We start from the raw sequence: 15,536 nt of genomic DNA, 5'->3' as shown, positions 1-15,536 counted from the left end.
TATATTGCGTTGCCATGGTATATTTCAATTATATCATAGGTAATCATTGCTAATTTTTATGGCTCGCAATTGCAACGAAATTACGGCATATAAATAGTACTATTCATTAATAACGATTCCGGAAGAAAAATGACTAAAACCAATTCAGTTCCGCTTTTTTACGATTCATTTGGTACACCAAATAACCCCACTATTGTTCTGATCCCTGGCTTAGGTGGCCATAACATTAGTTGGACGTCAGACTTTTGTCAGGAAATTGCAGATGCCGGTTTTTACCTGTTACGTATAGATAATCGAGATGCGGGTTTATCTCATCATATCAATGAGTCCCCACCTATTGATTTAGAGGTATTGATTGAAAAAATGCAAAAAGGTGAACCTTTCGCTATTCCTTATACTTTATTCGATATGGCTGAGGATATTATCCACCTCTTGGATTCATTATCTATTGATAAAGCCCACGTTATAGGCCGTTCCATGGGCGGAATGATAGCACAAATAGTGGCTGCAAAGTTTCCTGAGCGTACACTCTCTCTTTGCGCGATCATGTCATCAACAGGAAACCCAGTACTGCCACAAAGCGCTCCCGATGTTATGCAAATGCTGATGAGCCCAAGTGCTAACCCAAAAGAAGATTTAGAAGGGTATTTATCAGGACAGCTTGCGTTTTATCGCCGGATCAGCTCAACGTTTGGCCCATTTGATGAAAGTTATTACCGTGAATATATACTGCAATCACTCGCACGCAATCATTCACCGGAAGGCACTAAGCGCCAAATTGTTGCTGTTGCCGTCACCGGAGATCTGCGTCCTTATATTCAGCAAATCAACGTCCCTGCATTGGTTATTCACGGTTCAATTGATCCGCTCTTCCCATTAGCCGCAGGGCAAGATATTGCTGACAATATTCCTAATGCAAAATTGGAAGTTATTGAAGGTATGGGCCATGAAACGCCACCAATGATTAATCCACTAATCGCTAAATTGATAATTAATCACTTAAATCAATAAATTAACGTACTAAGGCTCTAAAAATGAGCCTTAGTCACCCTTATAACCAACCTTGTTTCTTATGCTGTGCACAAATTGGGCAAGTATGGGTATTTTCTTCCCAAGAAGAAAAAGGTAAATGGCAGGTATTACACTGCGCATCATAATAATGGAAGATTTTCGGCACGTTATTTTTAGCTGTATAGCTTTGTACATGAATAGATTTAGGAAAACAAACAACTTGGCAACTCATACAACCAGTACAACGTTTTTCATCTATCAAAAATTGGTTATTTTCAATTTCTATCGCATGCTCATCACACATCTTGGCACAAGCGCCACAAAGAATGCATTTTTCCGTGTCTAGTTCGACCTTAAACCAGCTATCTTCAGGGTAAAATTGTTTTCTTGCATTTAATCCTGTTTTCACCTGCCCCTTATCTAACGGCTTTGAATCCAATTTTTGACGAAATAGCATCATCCGACGACCGCTATCGACTTGTTCAGGCTGAACAATACGTAATTGCCAAATAGGTTCTTGTAATGTTTTGAGTTTTAAATTTAATGTCGCAATCGTTGGCAACCATTTATCAACCCAAGGTTCAGCAATTTGCATACCACGAATACCATATTGCCGATGCCAAACAATCAGTTCGTCCGCATTAGCAATCGGCTCATCATGGTTTACTATCAAAAATTCCCCTTGATAACTACGTTCATGGGGTTTGATATTTTCAATGGCATCGACAGGGCAAGCAAATAAACAATTACCACATTGAAAACATAGTTCATTATTAATTTCTGCATCCATATGGCTAAACGATACCGCACCCACAGGACAGCTGGTGGCACAATTATCACAGATGCTATTTTTCAGGCGTTTTCTTACGCACTGACCGTTAATTATGGGTTCAGGAGGCAGATCTAAACTAATAAAACGTCTCATTGCTCTACACTCTCCCGTTACAACAAAAATAACTTATTTAAAAATTGTTATATTTAATAGTTAAATTCTAGCATTAATTTTTACACTATTTTAGTACAACGCTCTGTAGATAAAGATGATTTGGGCTAAATAATTACTTAAAAACCACAAAACTCACTGTATTTTGGAGCCTTGTGATTTGCGCCTTCTCTCTAACTCGCTTTTTTCATATAATTATCAATAAGATTGGCGGGCTCCCAATTCAGCTGTAAATGTTCAATATCCTGAATACCAATACAGTTTTCTTCATCTTGTAGACGTAGCGTCGCTAACGTTTCCACTAAATGATCCAATTTTTGTTGAGTGGAATGCTCATTTTGTCCCTCTAAAGACTGCACATGAACTACAGTAGGAGCTATTGTATTCGGATACTGAAATATTTTCACGCTACGTCCCTGGTCTGAAGTATAAATATATCGAGTTGCATTACTTCGGTGATCAGGCTCTTCTCGAATAACGTCCTTATTAAAATTAATAAGGTAAACCGTGTTTTCACCGCCAAGGCTATACAACGAATTCCAGCCTACAATTTCCCCATTGATAATAAAACTATTTTTCCCGCTAGCGTCTGTTAACAACCCATTTGAACCATTAGAGATGAAGACATCATTCCCTTCACCACCATATAAATTGGTATCACTTGTTGATGCATAAAGAACATTATTTCCGTAAATACCATCTGGAATTGAAATGGCTCCAATTACCGCTTGCGCTTTAAATACCCGCCCAATCCCGCTTTTATCCCAAACTTTTTGTTCTGGCCCTCTTGTCCGAATAAATAAGCGCCTAAATGGTGTATTTTCACTAATATGTATATTTTTTGTCTTTGTATCAAGAATTGATGAAAAGCTTAACTCGTTAGAAAAATTTTTAAACTCATCCATAGGGTGCCAAATCTGTTCTGGCGCTAATTTTTTTTTATATTGACGCTGTTCAGCAAGGTAGCGAACTAGATGTGCCATACCATCATTATGAATATGGGCGGGCATATGGGAGGGTAACCGCTGATGATGATAAACTTGATTATTGCTATTTTTATTATTTTGGGGCATTTTTACTTTGACTGTACGCAAATTAGATTGCGATGTGTAAAGATGATAAGTATCTTCCCGTTCCTCTATGACTTCATACTGTGTTTTAAAATTAAATAAATGAATATTATTAAATCCAACTTGATCTAATATTTCTGTATTACCGCCCCCTTTACTTCCATCAATTAAATAGTGGTCATCCCCTCCTTGTCCATCAAGTTTGTCATTACCCAAGTCAGATAGAATTAAATCACTATTTTCACCACCATATACATAATCATCACCGTTACCTCCATACAAAACATTCCCTCCTCCATTTGTAATAATAATATCATTACCTTCCCCTGAATTTATGATATTTCCTATCATACTGTTGTCTTCAATTAAGTCATCACCATTATTTGCATCTAGAATAGGATAACGAAAATTATATCCCTTAGGAATTTTTATGTAATCATCATTTTCTGTGGGTAATTCCAAACACTCAATTGGTTCAATGTTATGAGAATCCTGTCCCATTTTTATCCTAAACAAATTCGCATGGCCGTCTTTAATATAAATTTCTTTACTTATTGGATATGATAAATTAATGAAGCTAATTTCAATTTTTTTATTACTGAATTTATCATATAAAAACATTGATGTTCCCAATGTCTTGATATCAAACCCATTCTCATAAGGTAATAAAATGGTCATATCAAACTCATCTTCCATTTCTGGTTTAATATTTGAAAAATCAAAAATTATTTTACCTTGAAAAATCTGATCTGGGTTAACTTGATAAACATCTCTTCCTTTAGTAACCATAATATGACTGTTTCTACTGACCATTAAAAGGTGGTCATCATTACTCTTTCCTTTATATTCTAACTTACTCGCTAAACCATGAAATTTAAAATCTCCCCATAAAGGTTGACCATATATTTTATTATCAACTGAAATTGTTTTTTCACTCTCATCGATACTTATTGTAGAGCTAGCGCCTCCCTGATAAGTAATATTAAAAATATTTTCACTTATAATGTGTGAAGCACTTGAATCCAAATGGTTTAGCTTAGTATTTAATACAAATCCGTCCTTTGTATATAATTGATATCTATGAAATATTTCCCTACCATTATTATCTATTTTATACGTGTTTTTTAAAGTAACATTCAGTGTTAAAATTTTCGTTTCTGACTCTGCCGATTTTATTTCAATATTTAATATGAGATCATTACCAGAAATACTGGCATCCTTTATTTCGCTTAACATATACCCTAAATTTACTCGGCTTTGGCCTTGTGTATTTTCAATAATTACAGCTGATAATTCTAATAAATTATCATTTAATTCATCTTGATTATTGTGCCAATCAACACGACGTAGAAAATAACTATCATTACCTTCTCCACCATTGACTATCCCTGATTCAAATATTAATTGATCATCCCCCTCCATACCTTGAATAAATGCAGTCATTGCCCCTACATCTAATGTGTTGGATTCTTTATTACCTAATAATTCTGCTATCGTAGAGCTATCTCCAATTAGCATCACATCATTAACATTGCGTAAATGAATCTTCTTAACTTTATGATTAATGAAGGTCACCTCTGACGTTATATTGTTCAAATCGATATCTATTTTACTGTTGGATGGAATGTCTTTAATGATTATACTATTATCCCCCCCATTGCCATCAAAATAAATTTCGTTACTTTCTTCAATGTTATTATCAAATAATAATGATAAGTTTATAATATCATCTTTTTCGCCGCCTACGAGAAATTTACTCCCTGCATTGATGTTAAATAAATTTTTTGAATTTTTTTTCCCAACGATAATATCTGTTCCATTCCCTGGGTTAAAACTAATGTTTTTTTGCTTTGCTTCATTTTCATATCGGTAACCAATATTTTGCATGCCTTCATAAATAACCCTAGGCTTCTCACTTAATAATTCTCTTGCAATATCAATAGGCTGGTTTAAAAATTCATTCCCTAGTCTATTCACTCTGATATCATTATTTATATCAGGGTGAATCGTATTGGTATAATTATTTCTGGCCTGGAATAGCCGTAGCTCTGATGCTGATAATGAACTTAGTTGTGTAGCAACCGACTGTTTTTTCTTTATGTTATAAAAAGTAATTAGTTCGTTTTTATGTAAAAATTGTTTTAGTAATAAGCTATCATACTCAGGATTAAGTACAATATATCCCATTTGTTTTTAGCTTACTCGTCAACTCCTCGCCAAAAATCACCTTTTCTTCTTTTGTCAAAAGTGCCTTTTTATCGGTTAAATATAGAATAATATTTTCTGGCATTTTAAAAGCATATCTTGTTTTTAATACATTCAATGAGTTAGCATAGTTTTGAATGAAACCAGGTTCAGAATGAAGATTATCTATTAATATCCACTGTTGTTTAGATGCTTTTAGTAAATATTCTATATCTCCATACTCTGAAAAAAATTCCATCGAATTCGGGTTTACCTGAAACACTAATGTATTATCGGGGGAATATTTTACTAGTTCTTCTGCATATTTTTTGCCTATAGTGCCTCTCCCTGAACGAATAATAATTTTGACAGTATCATTAAATTTCTGTGGATTAGCATTGACATCGTTTTTATTAATCATTAACCATAATGGTGTTTCTAATATTCCAACATTTTCATGTTCACGAATTAGTTCACTTCTAAAATCACTATTAAATTGAGTATCTTTCGCATTTAACTTCTGTTTAAAAATAGCGTATGCATCATGATTAAAAGCTACTTTTTTAATTAAATCAATGTCGATTTTATACTCATTATTTGGATCCCTAAAAATATCCATAGCAGTAGAATGGTCATCTTTTATTAATTGAAAAACTTCTAGCTCACCACTTCTTAGCTCATCGATAAAATATAAACTGGCATGCTTTCCATTAATATAAGCTTGTTGATTAGTTTGGTTAATATTAATTTCTAACCGCCAATTTTCAGTTGATTGCATTTCTCTCGTTAAACCATATGGCCAAGTTATTTTATTACTGTTTTGCGTAATACTGATTATTCGATTATAACCCACAACTGGAAAGTATATTCCATGTTTAGCTAATTCTACACTTGCCCTAAACACAAAGTTTTCATTTACGCCCCCACGCCCTAATTGGCAGCCTGCCAAAACAATCTTATTGGGTGGATATGCTTTCAGCACATGCTTTTTAAGATACTTCAACCCTAAAATAACTTGGTAAGCTTGGTACCCTTCAAAGTGACTTTGCTGGTTACGTCCAGTATATTGACCATGGCCAATCACCGCCCAACGTATTTTCCCGTTAACTTGAGTTTGTAAATCACCATGTAGTACTTTCCACTGTTCATTTTTAATATCAAACTGTATAACAAGCGAATTACTAGGAAATTTTGCTAATAATCTCCCCGTTGATTTAGCTGCTGTGTCATCACCTCCTATTTGGATTAAAACATGATAATTATATGTCGAGTCACTTGTAGGCCGACTCATTAAATGATGAAAAATTGTAAGCCTTGTGAATTCATCTATAGGATTAAACCAATTAGATATATTTTTAAGTTCGGAAGACTGCTCCCCTACTAATGGACTGCCATCTATGTGTTCCGTTAAAAGTATCAAATCATCATCTTTATTAATTATTTTATCATTAGTTTTTTTATCATTTACATTTATCATCTGAATTTTATTTCCATGTCAAATTAAAGCCCACCTTCAACTTAACAAGATTGCCACATCAGTAAAATATATAAAAAAACAATTAAGATTAACTACAATTAACAACGCTCAAGATAATTTCACTATTAAAATATAAACCATCAAATCGATATGATACACAATCATTTTAAGATTATATTATGTTTACTTGTAATTATATTATATGCATGTAATTATTTGGATTCATTTCTACTTTCTACGAAGGCCATATATGAACAATTTCGAATTTTATAACCCCACTCGTATCATGTTTGGTGAAGGTAAAATCAGTGAACTTGACCGAGTTGTCCCTAAAAATGCTAAGGTTCTTATTTTATTTGGCGGTGAAAGTGCAAGAAAAACAGGAACCTTAAATGAAGTTGAGCAAGCTTTAGGATCTCGAACATTCGATCATTTTGGTGGAATTGAGGCCAATCCTCGCTATGAAACATTGATAAAAGCTGTCGATAAAATTGAAAAAGAAGGTTTCGATTTCTTGCTGGCGGTGGGTGGTGGCTCCGTCATTGATGGTGTTAAATTTATCGCAGCCGCGGTAAATTACCCAGGTGATAAATGGGAGGTGGTCACAAATAGAGGCTCGACTATAAAAACTGCGCTGCCCTTCGGTACAGTGTTAACATTACCTGCTACTGGTTCCGAAATGAACAAGGGCTCTGTAATTACTCGTGAAGAACTGCATTCTAAACTTGCTTTTATGAGCGACCATGTATTTCCTCAATTCTCTATTCTTGACCCAGTAAAAACCTATACTTTACCGACTCGCCAAATAAGTAATGGTGTTGTTGACGCTTTCGTTCATGTTATTGAACAATATTTGACTTACCCAGTGAATGCTTACGTACAAGATGCATTCGCAGAAGGCTTATTGAAAACATTAATAGAGATTGGACCTAAAGCGCTTGAAACTCCAAAAGATTATGATATTAGAGCCAATTTAATGTGGACAGCCACCTTGGCTTTAAATGGTTTAATTGGTGTTGGGGTACCACAAGACTGGTCTACTCACATGTTAGGCCATGAAATCACTGTGCTGTATGGTTTGGATCATGCACAAACACTCGCTATTGTTCTACCATCCATGCTGACGGAAAAATTAGCCCAAAAACAGGCCAAATTAGTGCAATATGCAGAACGAGTTTGGGGAATTACGTCAGGTTCTGACCAAGAGAAAGCATTAAATGCCATTGAGTTAACTCGAGAGTTCTTTGAAAAAATGCAAGTAGGTACTCGTTTTAGTGACTACCAATTGACCCAAGAGGTTATTGAACCATTAGTTAATAGCTTAGCTGCACACAATATGGTGAAATTAGGTGAGCACCAAGATATTAACTTAGAGGTTAGCCGCCGCGTATATACGGCCGCTTTATAATTTCCTCCCACTCGAAAAGGTGCAAACTTGCACCTTTTTCTTTTTTATCACCGAAAGCCCTTTTCCTTATAAGTCATTTAAATTTATCGGTTATTACAACAGCATATAACGTTTAATTGGCTAGATTGTATTTCATATTGCCAGATTTTTAATTGAGAATGGCACATTAGCATCAGCAAAATATTGTTTTCAATTTTGAGCATTAATCACCATATCTCACCACTGTAAATTTAGGTATTTTATAGCTTACAGATAGTCCGAAACAAATATATAACAACAATTAATAAGTTAGGTTGTGAGCCATGTTATCTAGATTTAATATATCAAACAGTGCATTACTTGCATCGTCTCTGCTCTTAACGATTGGGCGTGGTGCAACATTGCCCTTCATGGCTATTTACCTAACCCGTGAATATGAAATGGCTATTGATATTGTCGGTGTTGCAATGTCAATGGCTATGGTGGTTGGTGTTTTATTTAGTATGGGCTTTGGTATGTTAGCAGACCGCGTTGATAAAAAACGCTGTATGCTATTCGCAGTTATCGCCTTTATTTGTGGGTTTATTGCGATACCTATCGTGAATAATGCTATTTTAGTCATTATTTTCTTTTCGTTAATAAATTGCTCTTATTCCGTATTCTCAACGGTACTAAAAGCCTATTTTGCAGATACCCTTACGGTTGCATTAAAAGCAAAAATATTTTCCTTAAATTATACCTTCATTAATATAGGCTGGACTATTGGCCCTCCCATTGGCACCTGGTTATTAATGTATAGTATTAACTTACCATTCTATTTAGCTGCAATTTCAGCCGCTTTTCCAATCTTTTTTATACAACGGTTTGTACAGAGCATAAAACCGATACCATTAGAAGAAGGCCAGACCCGCAAATGGAACCCTGTCTCTATGCTACGAGACCAAGTGCTGGCATGGTTTATTTTATCAACTTTCTTAGGTTCATTAGTTTTTGGAACTTTTACCACTTGGATATCCCAATATGCCATCACCGTTGCTAACAGTGATTTTGCCCAAGTGGTTATCGGTGTTATTTTGCCCGTAAATGCTATTGTCGTAGTGACGTTACAATATACAGTCGGCAAACATATCACTCCAGATAACTTAAGAAAATTGATGACATTAGGTAGTCTATTTTTTATTTTAGGGTTGGCAACCTTTATGTATGCCCATGAAAACTTATACCTATGGGCTCTTGGCGCCTTTATTTTCACTTTAGGTGAGTTAATCTACGCCCCTGGCGAATACATGTTAATTGATAGTATTGCTCCAGACGGAATGAAGGCCAGTTATTTTTCGGCTCAATCTTTAGGGCTACTTGGCGGTGCATTTAATCCGATGTTAACAGGAGTTGTATTAACTGAACTTCCCCCCTATTTTATTTTCATTATTCTTATGTTTATTACATTTTTAGCCTGGCTATCAATGCTAAATGGAATGCGTCTAAGAAAAAAACAATTATTAGTTACCCAATAGCATTTTTTCTCCACTGAAAAACATTTCAGGTGGAGAAAAATGACCAATCTACTGCCTTTTTATTCTCTGTCTTATCGGTAAAACTAAACAAATAGCTGAACTCAATAATACAATAGTCATGATTATAGAAACCTTAAGATGATTTTTCGAAATGAGTAAAGAAAATATTGGTAATGCAGATAATAAAATCAAGTTGTTAACACTCTCGGATATAGATAAGACAAAACCTTTATTCTCTGCACTTTGCCTTGCTAACATTGCGGTGCTTATCGGAGAGGCCAATCCTAACATCCCACCAATAACAGTTAAGCATAATCCATGACCAATTAACGAAAGCCATCCACTAAGAAATAAGATAATCGTTACTATGATTATTAAAATAATGACCACGAGTTTTGTATTATTTGATACTTTAATTTTTTCAATTTTTGCAACTAAGCCATTACCAAATAATAATCCCATCCCAAATAATCCCATTAAGCTACCAACCTCCGCACTTTCTAAGTGGGATCGTTGCCTTAATATTTCACCTGCAAGCAAGAATATACAAACTGATACCCCATTCCATAAACCTTTCGCTAATATGAGTCTGGTAATACCTACATGTTTAATCACTTTAAAAGATAATTTTTTTCCGACAGTTTTTTGAGAGTGCGGCAGTGTAAATAGCCCTATAATGAATACGACTAAGCACCCTATCGCGGTATAAATAAAAGGGGCGTACCAAGCAAAATACTGGACTAATATCCCTGCAATGATTGGCCCCGTAATAATACCGACAGTCATTCCCACCATAATACTCCCCATTGCTGTAGCTTGTTTACTTTCACTAATTACATCAGCAATAAGTGCGAAGATAACGGGAACAAGTGCAGCAGAAGCCAATCCTCCGAAGCCCCTTAAAACAAGTGCAGTCAATAGATTAGGTGAAAAAATAATGACTAAACTATCGAGTGATAATAGCAAAAGAGCCATAAGCACAATTTTTCGTCTATCAATTCTATCTGATAAAAAACCAATAATAGGAGCTGCCAAGGTATAGGCCAACGCATAAGCCGATACCAACCACGTAATTTGGTCAGGTTGAACATGAAATACCGTTGCTAACGGCGATAAAATAGCCGATAACATAAATTCTGCGGTACCAACAAGGTATACCGCTACTGCCGACAAAAGCAGTAAGTAATGAGTAGAAGTCATAGTTTTCTCGTTTTGATATATATTGCATTATCCAATCAGTGCTTATGATTGGTATCGATATGGTTTTATTTAAAAAAAATTAGGGGAGTTTTTTGGCAGTGAGTAGCTAGTTGTAAGTAACGTTTAAATACTGGAAGTATTGAGATGATTAATTAAGGTAACAAACTGAAAGATAAGAGCGAATAGAGGTCTATTAAATCTTAAACTTTAATTAAATTCAAGAGATTCCTGCAAAGTTAAATATATATTAACAAATATTCCATCTTCTTAAATTTAGCAAAAATAATTACTATCTGATTTCCTTGTTCCTATGCATTTAATACGTAATATTACCCATTCAAATACACTAATTCCTGCGATTAATCGACTATTAGCCACTTCTATGTCAAAAAAAACTCTCATTATCTATTTTATAATGTACAAACAATAACATGATAGTTGCTTCCATATTTGGTTATTAAATCAATAGAATAGTTTATTTAATAATCACATTAAAGCATGTTTAGGCTAACGGAAGGTATATAAACATGAATATTATCACTCGGCTTAAATTCGTTTCATTTCTACAATTTTTTATCTGGGGATCATGGCTAGTTACTTTTGCATCTTACCTATTCAATACATTACATTTCAAAGGCGGTGAAATCGGCTTAATTTTTAGTACATTAGGTATCTCAGCCTTATGCTCACCGATTATCATCGGATTTATTGCAGATAAAATTGATAACAGAAAACTTGTATACACTACATCACATATCATTTCTGCTGTATTTCTAATCGTAATGGCTCATAGTGATTCAATAACCCTACTATTTATTGTGACATTAGTTCATCTAATGTTTTATATTCCAACTATTTCTATTTGTAATAGTATTGTTTTTGAAATGTTGAGCGCTGAAAAGCTCGATTCTGATGTTTATTTTCCTAAAATACGCGTTTACGGTACCTTAGGCTTTATTGTCGCTATGTGGACAATTAGCTTATTAAAATTGGAAATGAGTTTTTATCAATTATATATTGGTGCTATTGCATCGATTGTACTCAGTATTTTTTCTATTTTCTTTATTTCAACACAGAGCTGTAAAATTGAGAGAAAAGAAGAAAAACCCAGTTTTAGTTGCCAAAATATTATTTTACTATTTAAAAAAGGACGAGTTGCAGTATTTCTATTCTTTGCCATGTTATTAGGCTCTGTTTTACAAATTACCAATACCTTTGGCGTTCCCTTTTTACAAGATATGGCATTAATGCCTGAAGCTAGAGGCTCGGTTTTTTCTGAATATCCCACAATCTTTTTATCAATATCGCAATTTTCAGAAATTATATTTATTTTGCTTTTACCGCTATTACTCAAAAAATTCAAAATTGAAGCTATCCTATTTATGAGTATGATTGCATGGATTTTACGATTAGGTTTATTTTCTTACGGTGATTTCACTGTGATTGGTACTATCGCTTTATTTTTATCCATGGTTGTATACGGCTGCGCTTTTGATTTCTTTAATATCGCTGGAGCATTATTTTTGGAAAAAGAAATTGCTCCTGAGTTTCGCTCAACAGCACAAGGTGTATTCACCACATTAGTGAACGGTTTTGGTACATTTCTAGGCGCGGTATTATGTGGATGGGTTATCGAACTTAATACGGTCAATGGCGTGGTGGATTGGAAAACTTTCTGGATGATCTTTACCGGCTACACTGCGAGTTTTACACTTCTCTATGTCATTTACTTGTTCTATACTAAAAATAGTCAACCGAAAACTGCCATTCAATGACTCGTATTCCCCTTATTCATGAGTCATATATCCAGAATAAGGGGGTTATATTATTTCAAATGTGTGATTTTGAAATAGTCATATTAGGGTTACTCTTCATTTTTAGTGCAATTTAATTATTATCTGCCTTATACTTCGCCTCTTTTAGCAATAACGCTTGTTTTCGGTCAATACCCCAACGGTAACCAGAAAGATCACCATTACTCCTAACAACACGGTGGCACGGTATTGCTACCGCTAACATATTTGCACCACAGGCATTAGCTACCGCTCTGACTGCACTAGGCTGGCCAATTTTTTCTGCAATATCACTGTAACTCTTTGTTTCCCCAACTGGGATATTACGTAAAGCTTGCCAGACGCGTTGTTGAAATGCAGTCCCTTGAATGTCTAATGGTAAATTTAAACCAATTTCAGGCGCCTCAATAAAACCCACCACTTGAGCGACTAGTTGTTCAAAGTCGTCATTTCCTCCAATGAGCTCTGCGTTCGGGAATTTATCCTGTAAATTATTCAATAACTGCTCAGCGTCATCCCCTAACAAAATGGCGCAAACCCCTATCGGACTTTGTGCAACTAATAATGTTCCCAACGAGCAAACCGCAAGAGCAAAATAAATTTTACTGCCTCCTCCTCCTGATTTCCATACACTCGGCGTCATGCCTAGTCGTTGAGATGAGGCTTCATAAAATCGACTATTTGATTGATAACCTGCATCATAAATAGCATCCGTAATTCGTTTTTTTTCTTGAAGCTGTTGCTGCAATGTTTTATGGCGAAATGCATCCGCATATGCCTTTGGTGTTAACCCTGTCTGTGCTTTAAATAAACGGTGTAAATGATAGCGACTCATACCAATATAATCAGCTAACTCTGCCAAGCTCACCGTTTGTTCCTGCTGCTCAATATAACGACAAGCCTTTTCAATTTGTTCTTGATAAAATTGGGTTAATTGTGACGTTTCTGTCCGAAAGCGTTTTCCAGCACAGTAGCCTTGTTCAATAGCTTGCTGTTCATTATCGAAAAACTCAACATTATCTCTATTTGGTAAACGCCCCGCCGCAGATGGATGGCAATAAATAGCAGAGGTTCTTACACCGTAAACAAAATGACCATCTGCGGATTTATTCCTTTCAACCACCGCTTGCCACCTCTGTTCTGGCGTTTTCCACAAATTTTTAGTTATCATCATGTCGCCCTTCGCTGGTTAATTACATTAATTATGACAAACTTCAGTCCTAAAAAACTCCGAACATTGCTTTTTAATTCTAGCTTTATCCGTCCAGCACAATGCCATAATTACATGAATTCCAATGTGTTATTGCGTTTATAAAAAGTACTCAACAAAAATTGAATCGCATTAGTATTATTTGTTTTTCAGCTCTTTTTGTGCAATGCGTTTTTTAAATCCTGTTAACGTCATTCCTGTATGCCGTTTAAAGTAACGGCATAAATAAGATGTATCTTCAAAATTTAATTCATCAGCAATTTGCTTAATGGATAAATTACCAATTTCTAATAATGCTTTTATTTCTAAAATAACTTGCCTATCTATTAATACTTTTGGTGGGTCATTAAAAAAATTTTGACTAATTTTGGACAAGTAGAATGGTGTAATAGACAATTGTTCAGCATAAAATTTCACTTCTTTATGCTGCTTACAGTGAGTTGTAATTAAGTCCCAAAAACGCCAACACAGCTGCTCTTGGCGGCTTTTATTTTCTGGTTTTATAGAAATGTGTTGTGCATGATTACTGATTTCTAAAAATAAATTTTGTAAATGGTTTTTTAATTGTAATACCCCATATTTACCCCAATTAGACACTATAGCTAAAAGAATATATCTCCAGCTTTCAAACAGTGCAATTTTTTCTAATGGAATTGAAATAACAGGAAAATCATTAAAAAAAGCAAATAATTGATTTGGTAATACATAGGCAATTTCTGTTGCTAGCTTTTTATCAATCAACCAATATTCCAAACGAAATTTACGTGATTTGGCTTGCAGCATTGCAAAAGAATCATCGTATAAAATGATAATATCGTTTTTGCGTATCAGATGCCGTTTGAAATTAATATTGAAGACTCCATATCCTTGCTTGCATATACAAACCGCCACATAAGATGTTTTAATCGGTTTAAATTGCATCTCTTCCATATTACTTTCACCAATCCGAATGGCTTCAGGTAAATCAATTTGATAATTATTTAAATGCTGCATGATTGTTGTGTTTTGATTTACTTCATATAACGCATATCATAACAAAAAAGTTGTCATAAGTACCCATAATGTACAAGTTATGCCCTTATTTTATTTTCATAAATACCTAAAATAGCCTTCAAATTAAGGGATACCATAACGGGGGAGATTAGAAAATGGTACTTGCAACAAATAGGTTAGTATTGCGTCCTTGGCAAGAAACAGATGCCGCTGATTTATATTTCTATGCAAAAGATGAAAGAATTGGCCCTATCGCAGGTTGGCCTGCTCACAAAAATGAAGAAGAGAGTCTTTCTATCATCAAGAATATTTTTATGCGAGATGAAATTTACGCGGTAACGTTAAAAAATGAAAACCAAGCTATTGGCCTGATTGGATTATCATTTAGCCATGAAAGTAATTTTCCCATTGGGGAAAATGATGCAGAAGTCAGTTATTGGATTGGTGTACCATTCTGGGGTAAAGGCCTTATACCAGAGTCAATTAACGCCATAATGCACCATGCATTCACTAATTTGAAATTAGATAATTTATGGTGTGGTTACTTTCAAGGTAACGAGCAATCTAAAATTGCCCAAGAAAAATGCGGCTTCAAATACTATGCAACTCTTGAACCACAATTTATTGAATTAATTGGTGAAACTAAGACAGAAGATATTAGTAAAATAACCGCTAAAGAGTGGCAAGCTCGACAGTAATATTTGATTCTATCTATACATGTGGCCAGCATTTATCTGTTTGGCCTTTTTCTTAT

Annotated in this window: 11 protein-coding genes; 5 read left to right on the top strand and 6 right to left on the bottom strand. The window is 34.8% G+C overall.

Annotated features, from left to right (window positions below):
- The first annotated feature begins 129 nt into the window (after positions 1-129).
- A complete protein-coding gene (locus SJ312_RS04515; protein WP_153673394.1) occupies positions 130-1,011 on the top strand; it encodes an alpha/beta fold hydrolase in 882 nt (293 codons plus the stop codon).
- A 40-nt stretch (positions 1,012-1,051) separates the two neighbouring features.
- On the opposite strand, the gene SJ312_RS04510 is transcribed toward SJ312_RS04515, so the two are convergent.
- From SJ312_RS04510 to SJ312_RS04500, 3 genes are all read right to left on the bottom strand, one after another.
- Entirely contained in the window at positions 1,052-1,936 is an 885-nt protein-coding gene (locus tag SJ312_RS04510; RefSeq protein WP_153673395.1) for a DUF362 domain-containing protein, read from the bottom strand.
- 191 nt (positions 1,937-2,127) lie between these two features.
- Positions 2,128-5,211, bottom strand: coding sequence for a calcium-binding protein (locus SJ312_RS04505; protein WP_319867051.1), 3,084 nt, complete (start codon positions 5,209-5,211; stop codon positions 2,128-2,130).
- Positions 5,192-6,685 (bottom strand): C80 family cysteine peptidase, encoded by a 1,494-nt coding sequence (locus SJ312_RS04500; RefSeq protein WP_319867050.1) that lies wholly within the window; start codon positions 6,683-6,685, stop codon positions 5,192-5,194. Before SJ312_RS04500 ends, SJ312_RS04505 begins: the two co-directional genes overlap by 20 nt.
- A gap of 250 nt (positions 6,686-6,935) precedes the next feature.
- Between SJ312_RS04500 and SJ312_RS04495 the strand changes: the two genes are divergently transcribed.
- Positions 6,936-8,093, top strand: a complete 1,158-nt coding sequence (locus tag SJ312_RS04495) for an iron-containing alcohol dehydrogenase (RefSeq protein ID WP_153673397.1) — start codon at positions 6,936-6,938, stop codon at positions 8,091-8,093.
- A gap of 302 nt (positions 8,094-8,395) precedes the next feature.
- Positions 8,396-9,586 (top strand): efflux MFS transporter YdeE, encoded by a 1,191-nt coding sequence (gene ydeE, locus SJ312_RS04490; protein WP_110591712.1) that lies wholly within the window; start codon positions 8,396-8,398, stop codon positions 9,584-9,586.
- 48 nt (positions 9,587-9,634) lie between these two features.
- Here the strand turns inward: ydeE and SJ312_RS04485 are convergent, their stop codons facing one another.
- Positions 9,635-10,786, bottom strand: a complete 1,152-nt coding sequence (locus SJ312_RS04485; RefSeq protein ID WP_110591711.1) for an MFS transporter — start codon at positions 10,784-10,786, stop codon at positions 9,635-9,637.
- Positions 10,787-11,313: 527 nt separating this feature from the next.
- On the opposite strand from SJ312_RS04485, the gene SJ312_RS04480 reads away from it, so the two are divergent.
- Positions 11,314-12,561, top strand: coding sequence for an MFS transporter (locus tag SJ312_RS04480; protein WP_319867048.1), 1,248 nt, complete (start codon positions 11,314-11,316; stop codon positions 12,559-12,561).
- Between the two features lie 112 nt (positions 12,562-12,673).
- On the opposite strand, the gene ada is transcribed toward SJ312_RS04480, so the two are convergent.
- A complete protein-coding gene (gene ada, locus SJ312_RS04475; RefSeq protein ID WP_110591709.1) occupies positions 12,674-13,750 on the bottom strand; it encodes a bifunctional DNA-binding transcriptional regulator/O6-methylguanine-DNA methyltransferase Ada in 1,077 nt (358 codons plus the stop codon).
- A gap of 177 nt (positions 13,751-13,927) precedes the next feature.
- Positions 13,928-14,782 (bottom strand): helix-turn-helix domain-containing protein, encoded by an 855-nt coding sequence (locus SJ312_RS04470; protein ID WP_319867046.1) that lies wholly within the window; start codon positions 14,780-14,782, stop codon positions 13,928-13,930.
- A 155-nt stretch (positions 14,783-14,937) separates the two neighbouring features.
- Between SJ312_RS04470 and SJ312_RS04465 the strand changes: the two genes are divergently transcribed.
- Positions 14,938-15,480: a GNAT family N-acetyltransferase gene (locus SJ312_RS04465; RefSeq protein ID WP_153673404.1), complete on the top strand. Its 543-nt coding sequence runs from the start codon at positions 14,938-14,940 to the stop codon at positions 15,478-15,480.
- The last annotated feature ends 56 nt before the right edge of the window (positions 15,481-15,536 follow it).

It is taken from the genome of Providencia sp. CIM-Carb-044 (assembly GCF_033901115.1).
GTDB classification, from domain to species: domain Bacteria; phylum Pseudomonadota; class Gammaproteobacteria; order Enterobacterales; family Enterobacteriaceae; genus Providencia; species Providencia hangzhouensis.
The sequence above is the reverse complement of the archived record's forward strand: the minus strand, read 5'-3'. Positions and strand labels throughout refer to the sequence as shown.

What these genes read in the sequence shown, in the direction of transcription:
- SJ312_RS04515 (WP_153673394.1), top strand. Translation starts at nt 130, where the DNA reads ATGACTAAAACCAATTCAGTTCCGCTTTTTTACGATTCATTTGGTACA.
- SJ312_RS04510 (WP_153673395.1), bottom strand. Translation starts at nt 1,936, where the DNA reads ATGAGACGTTTTATTAGTTTAGATCTGCCTCCTGAACCCATAATTAAC.
- SJ312_RS04505 (WP_319867051.1), bottom strand. Translation starts at nt 5,211, where the DNA reads ATGGGATATATTGTACTTAATCCTGAGTATGATAGCTTATTACTAAAA.
- SJ312_RS04500 (WP_319867050.1), bottom strand. Translation starts at nt 6,685, where the DNA reads ATGATAAATGTAAATGATAAAAAAACTAATGATAAAATAATTAATAAA.
- SJ312_RS04495 (WP_153673397.1), top strand. Translation starts at nt 6,936, where the DNA reads ATGAACAATTTCGAATTTTATAACCCCACTCGTATCATGTTTGGTGAA.
- ydeE (WP_110591712.1), top strand. Translation starts at nt 8,396, where the DNA reads ATGTTATCTAGATTTAATATATCAAACAGTGCATTACTTGCATCGTCT.
- SJ312_RS04485 (WP_110591711.1), bottom strand. Translation starts at nt 10,786, where the DNA reads ATGACTTCTACTCATTACTTACTGCTTTTGTCGGCAGTAGCGGTATAC.
- SJ312_RS04480 (WP_319867048.1), top strand. Translation starts at nt 11,314, where the DNA reads ATGAATATTATCACTCGGCTTAAATTCGTTTCATTTCTACAATTTTTT.
- ada (WP_110591709.1), bottom strand. Translation starts at nt 13,750, where the DNA reads ATGATAACTAAAAATTTGTGGAAAACGCCAGAACAGAGGTGGCAAGCG.
- SJ312_RS04470 (WP_319867046.1), bottom strand. Translation starts at nt 14,782, where the DNA reads ATGCAGCATTTAAATAATTATCAAATTGATTTACCTGAAGCCATTCGG.
- SJ312_RS04465 (WP_153673404.1), top strand. Translation starts at nt 14,938, where the DNA reads ATGGTACTTGCAACAAATAGGTTAGTATTGCGTCCTTGGCAAGAAACA.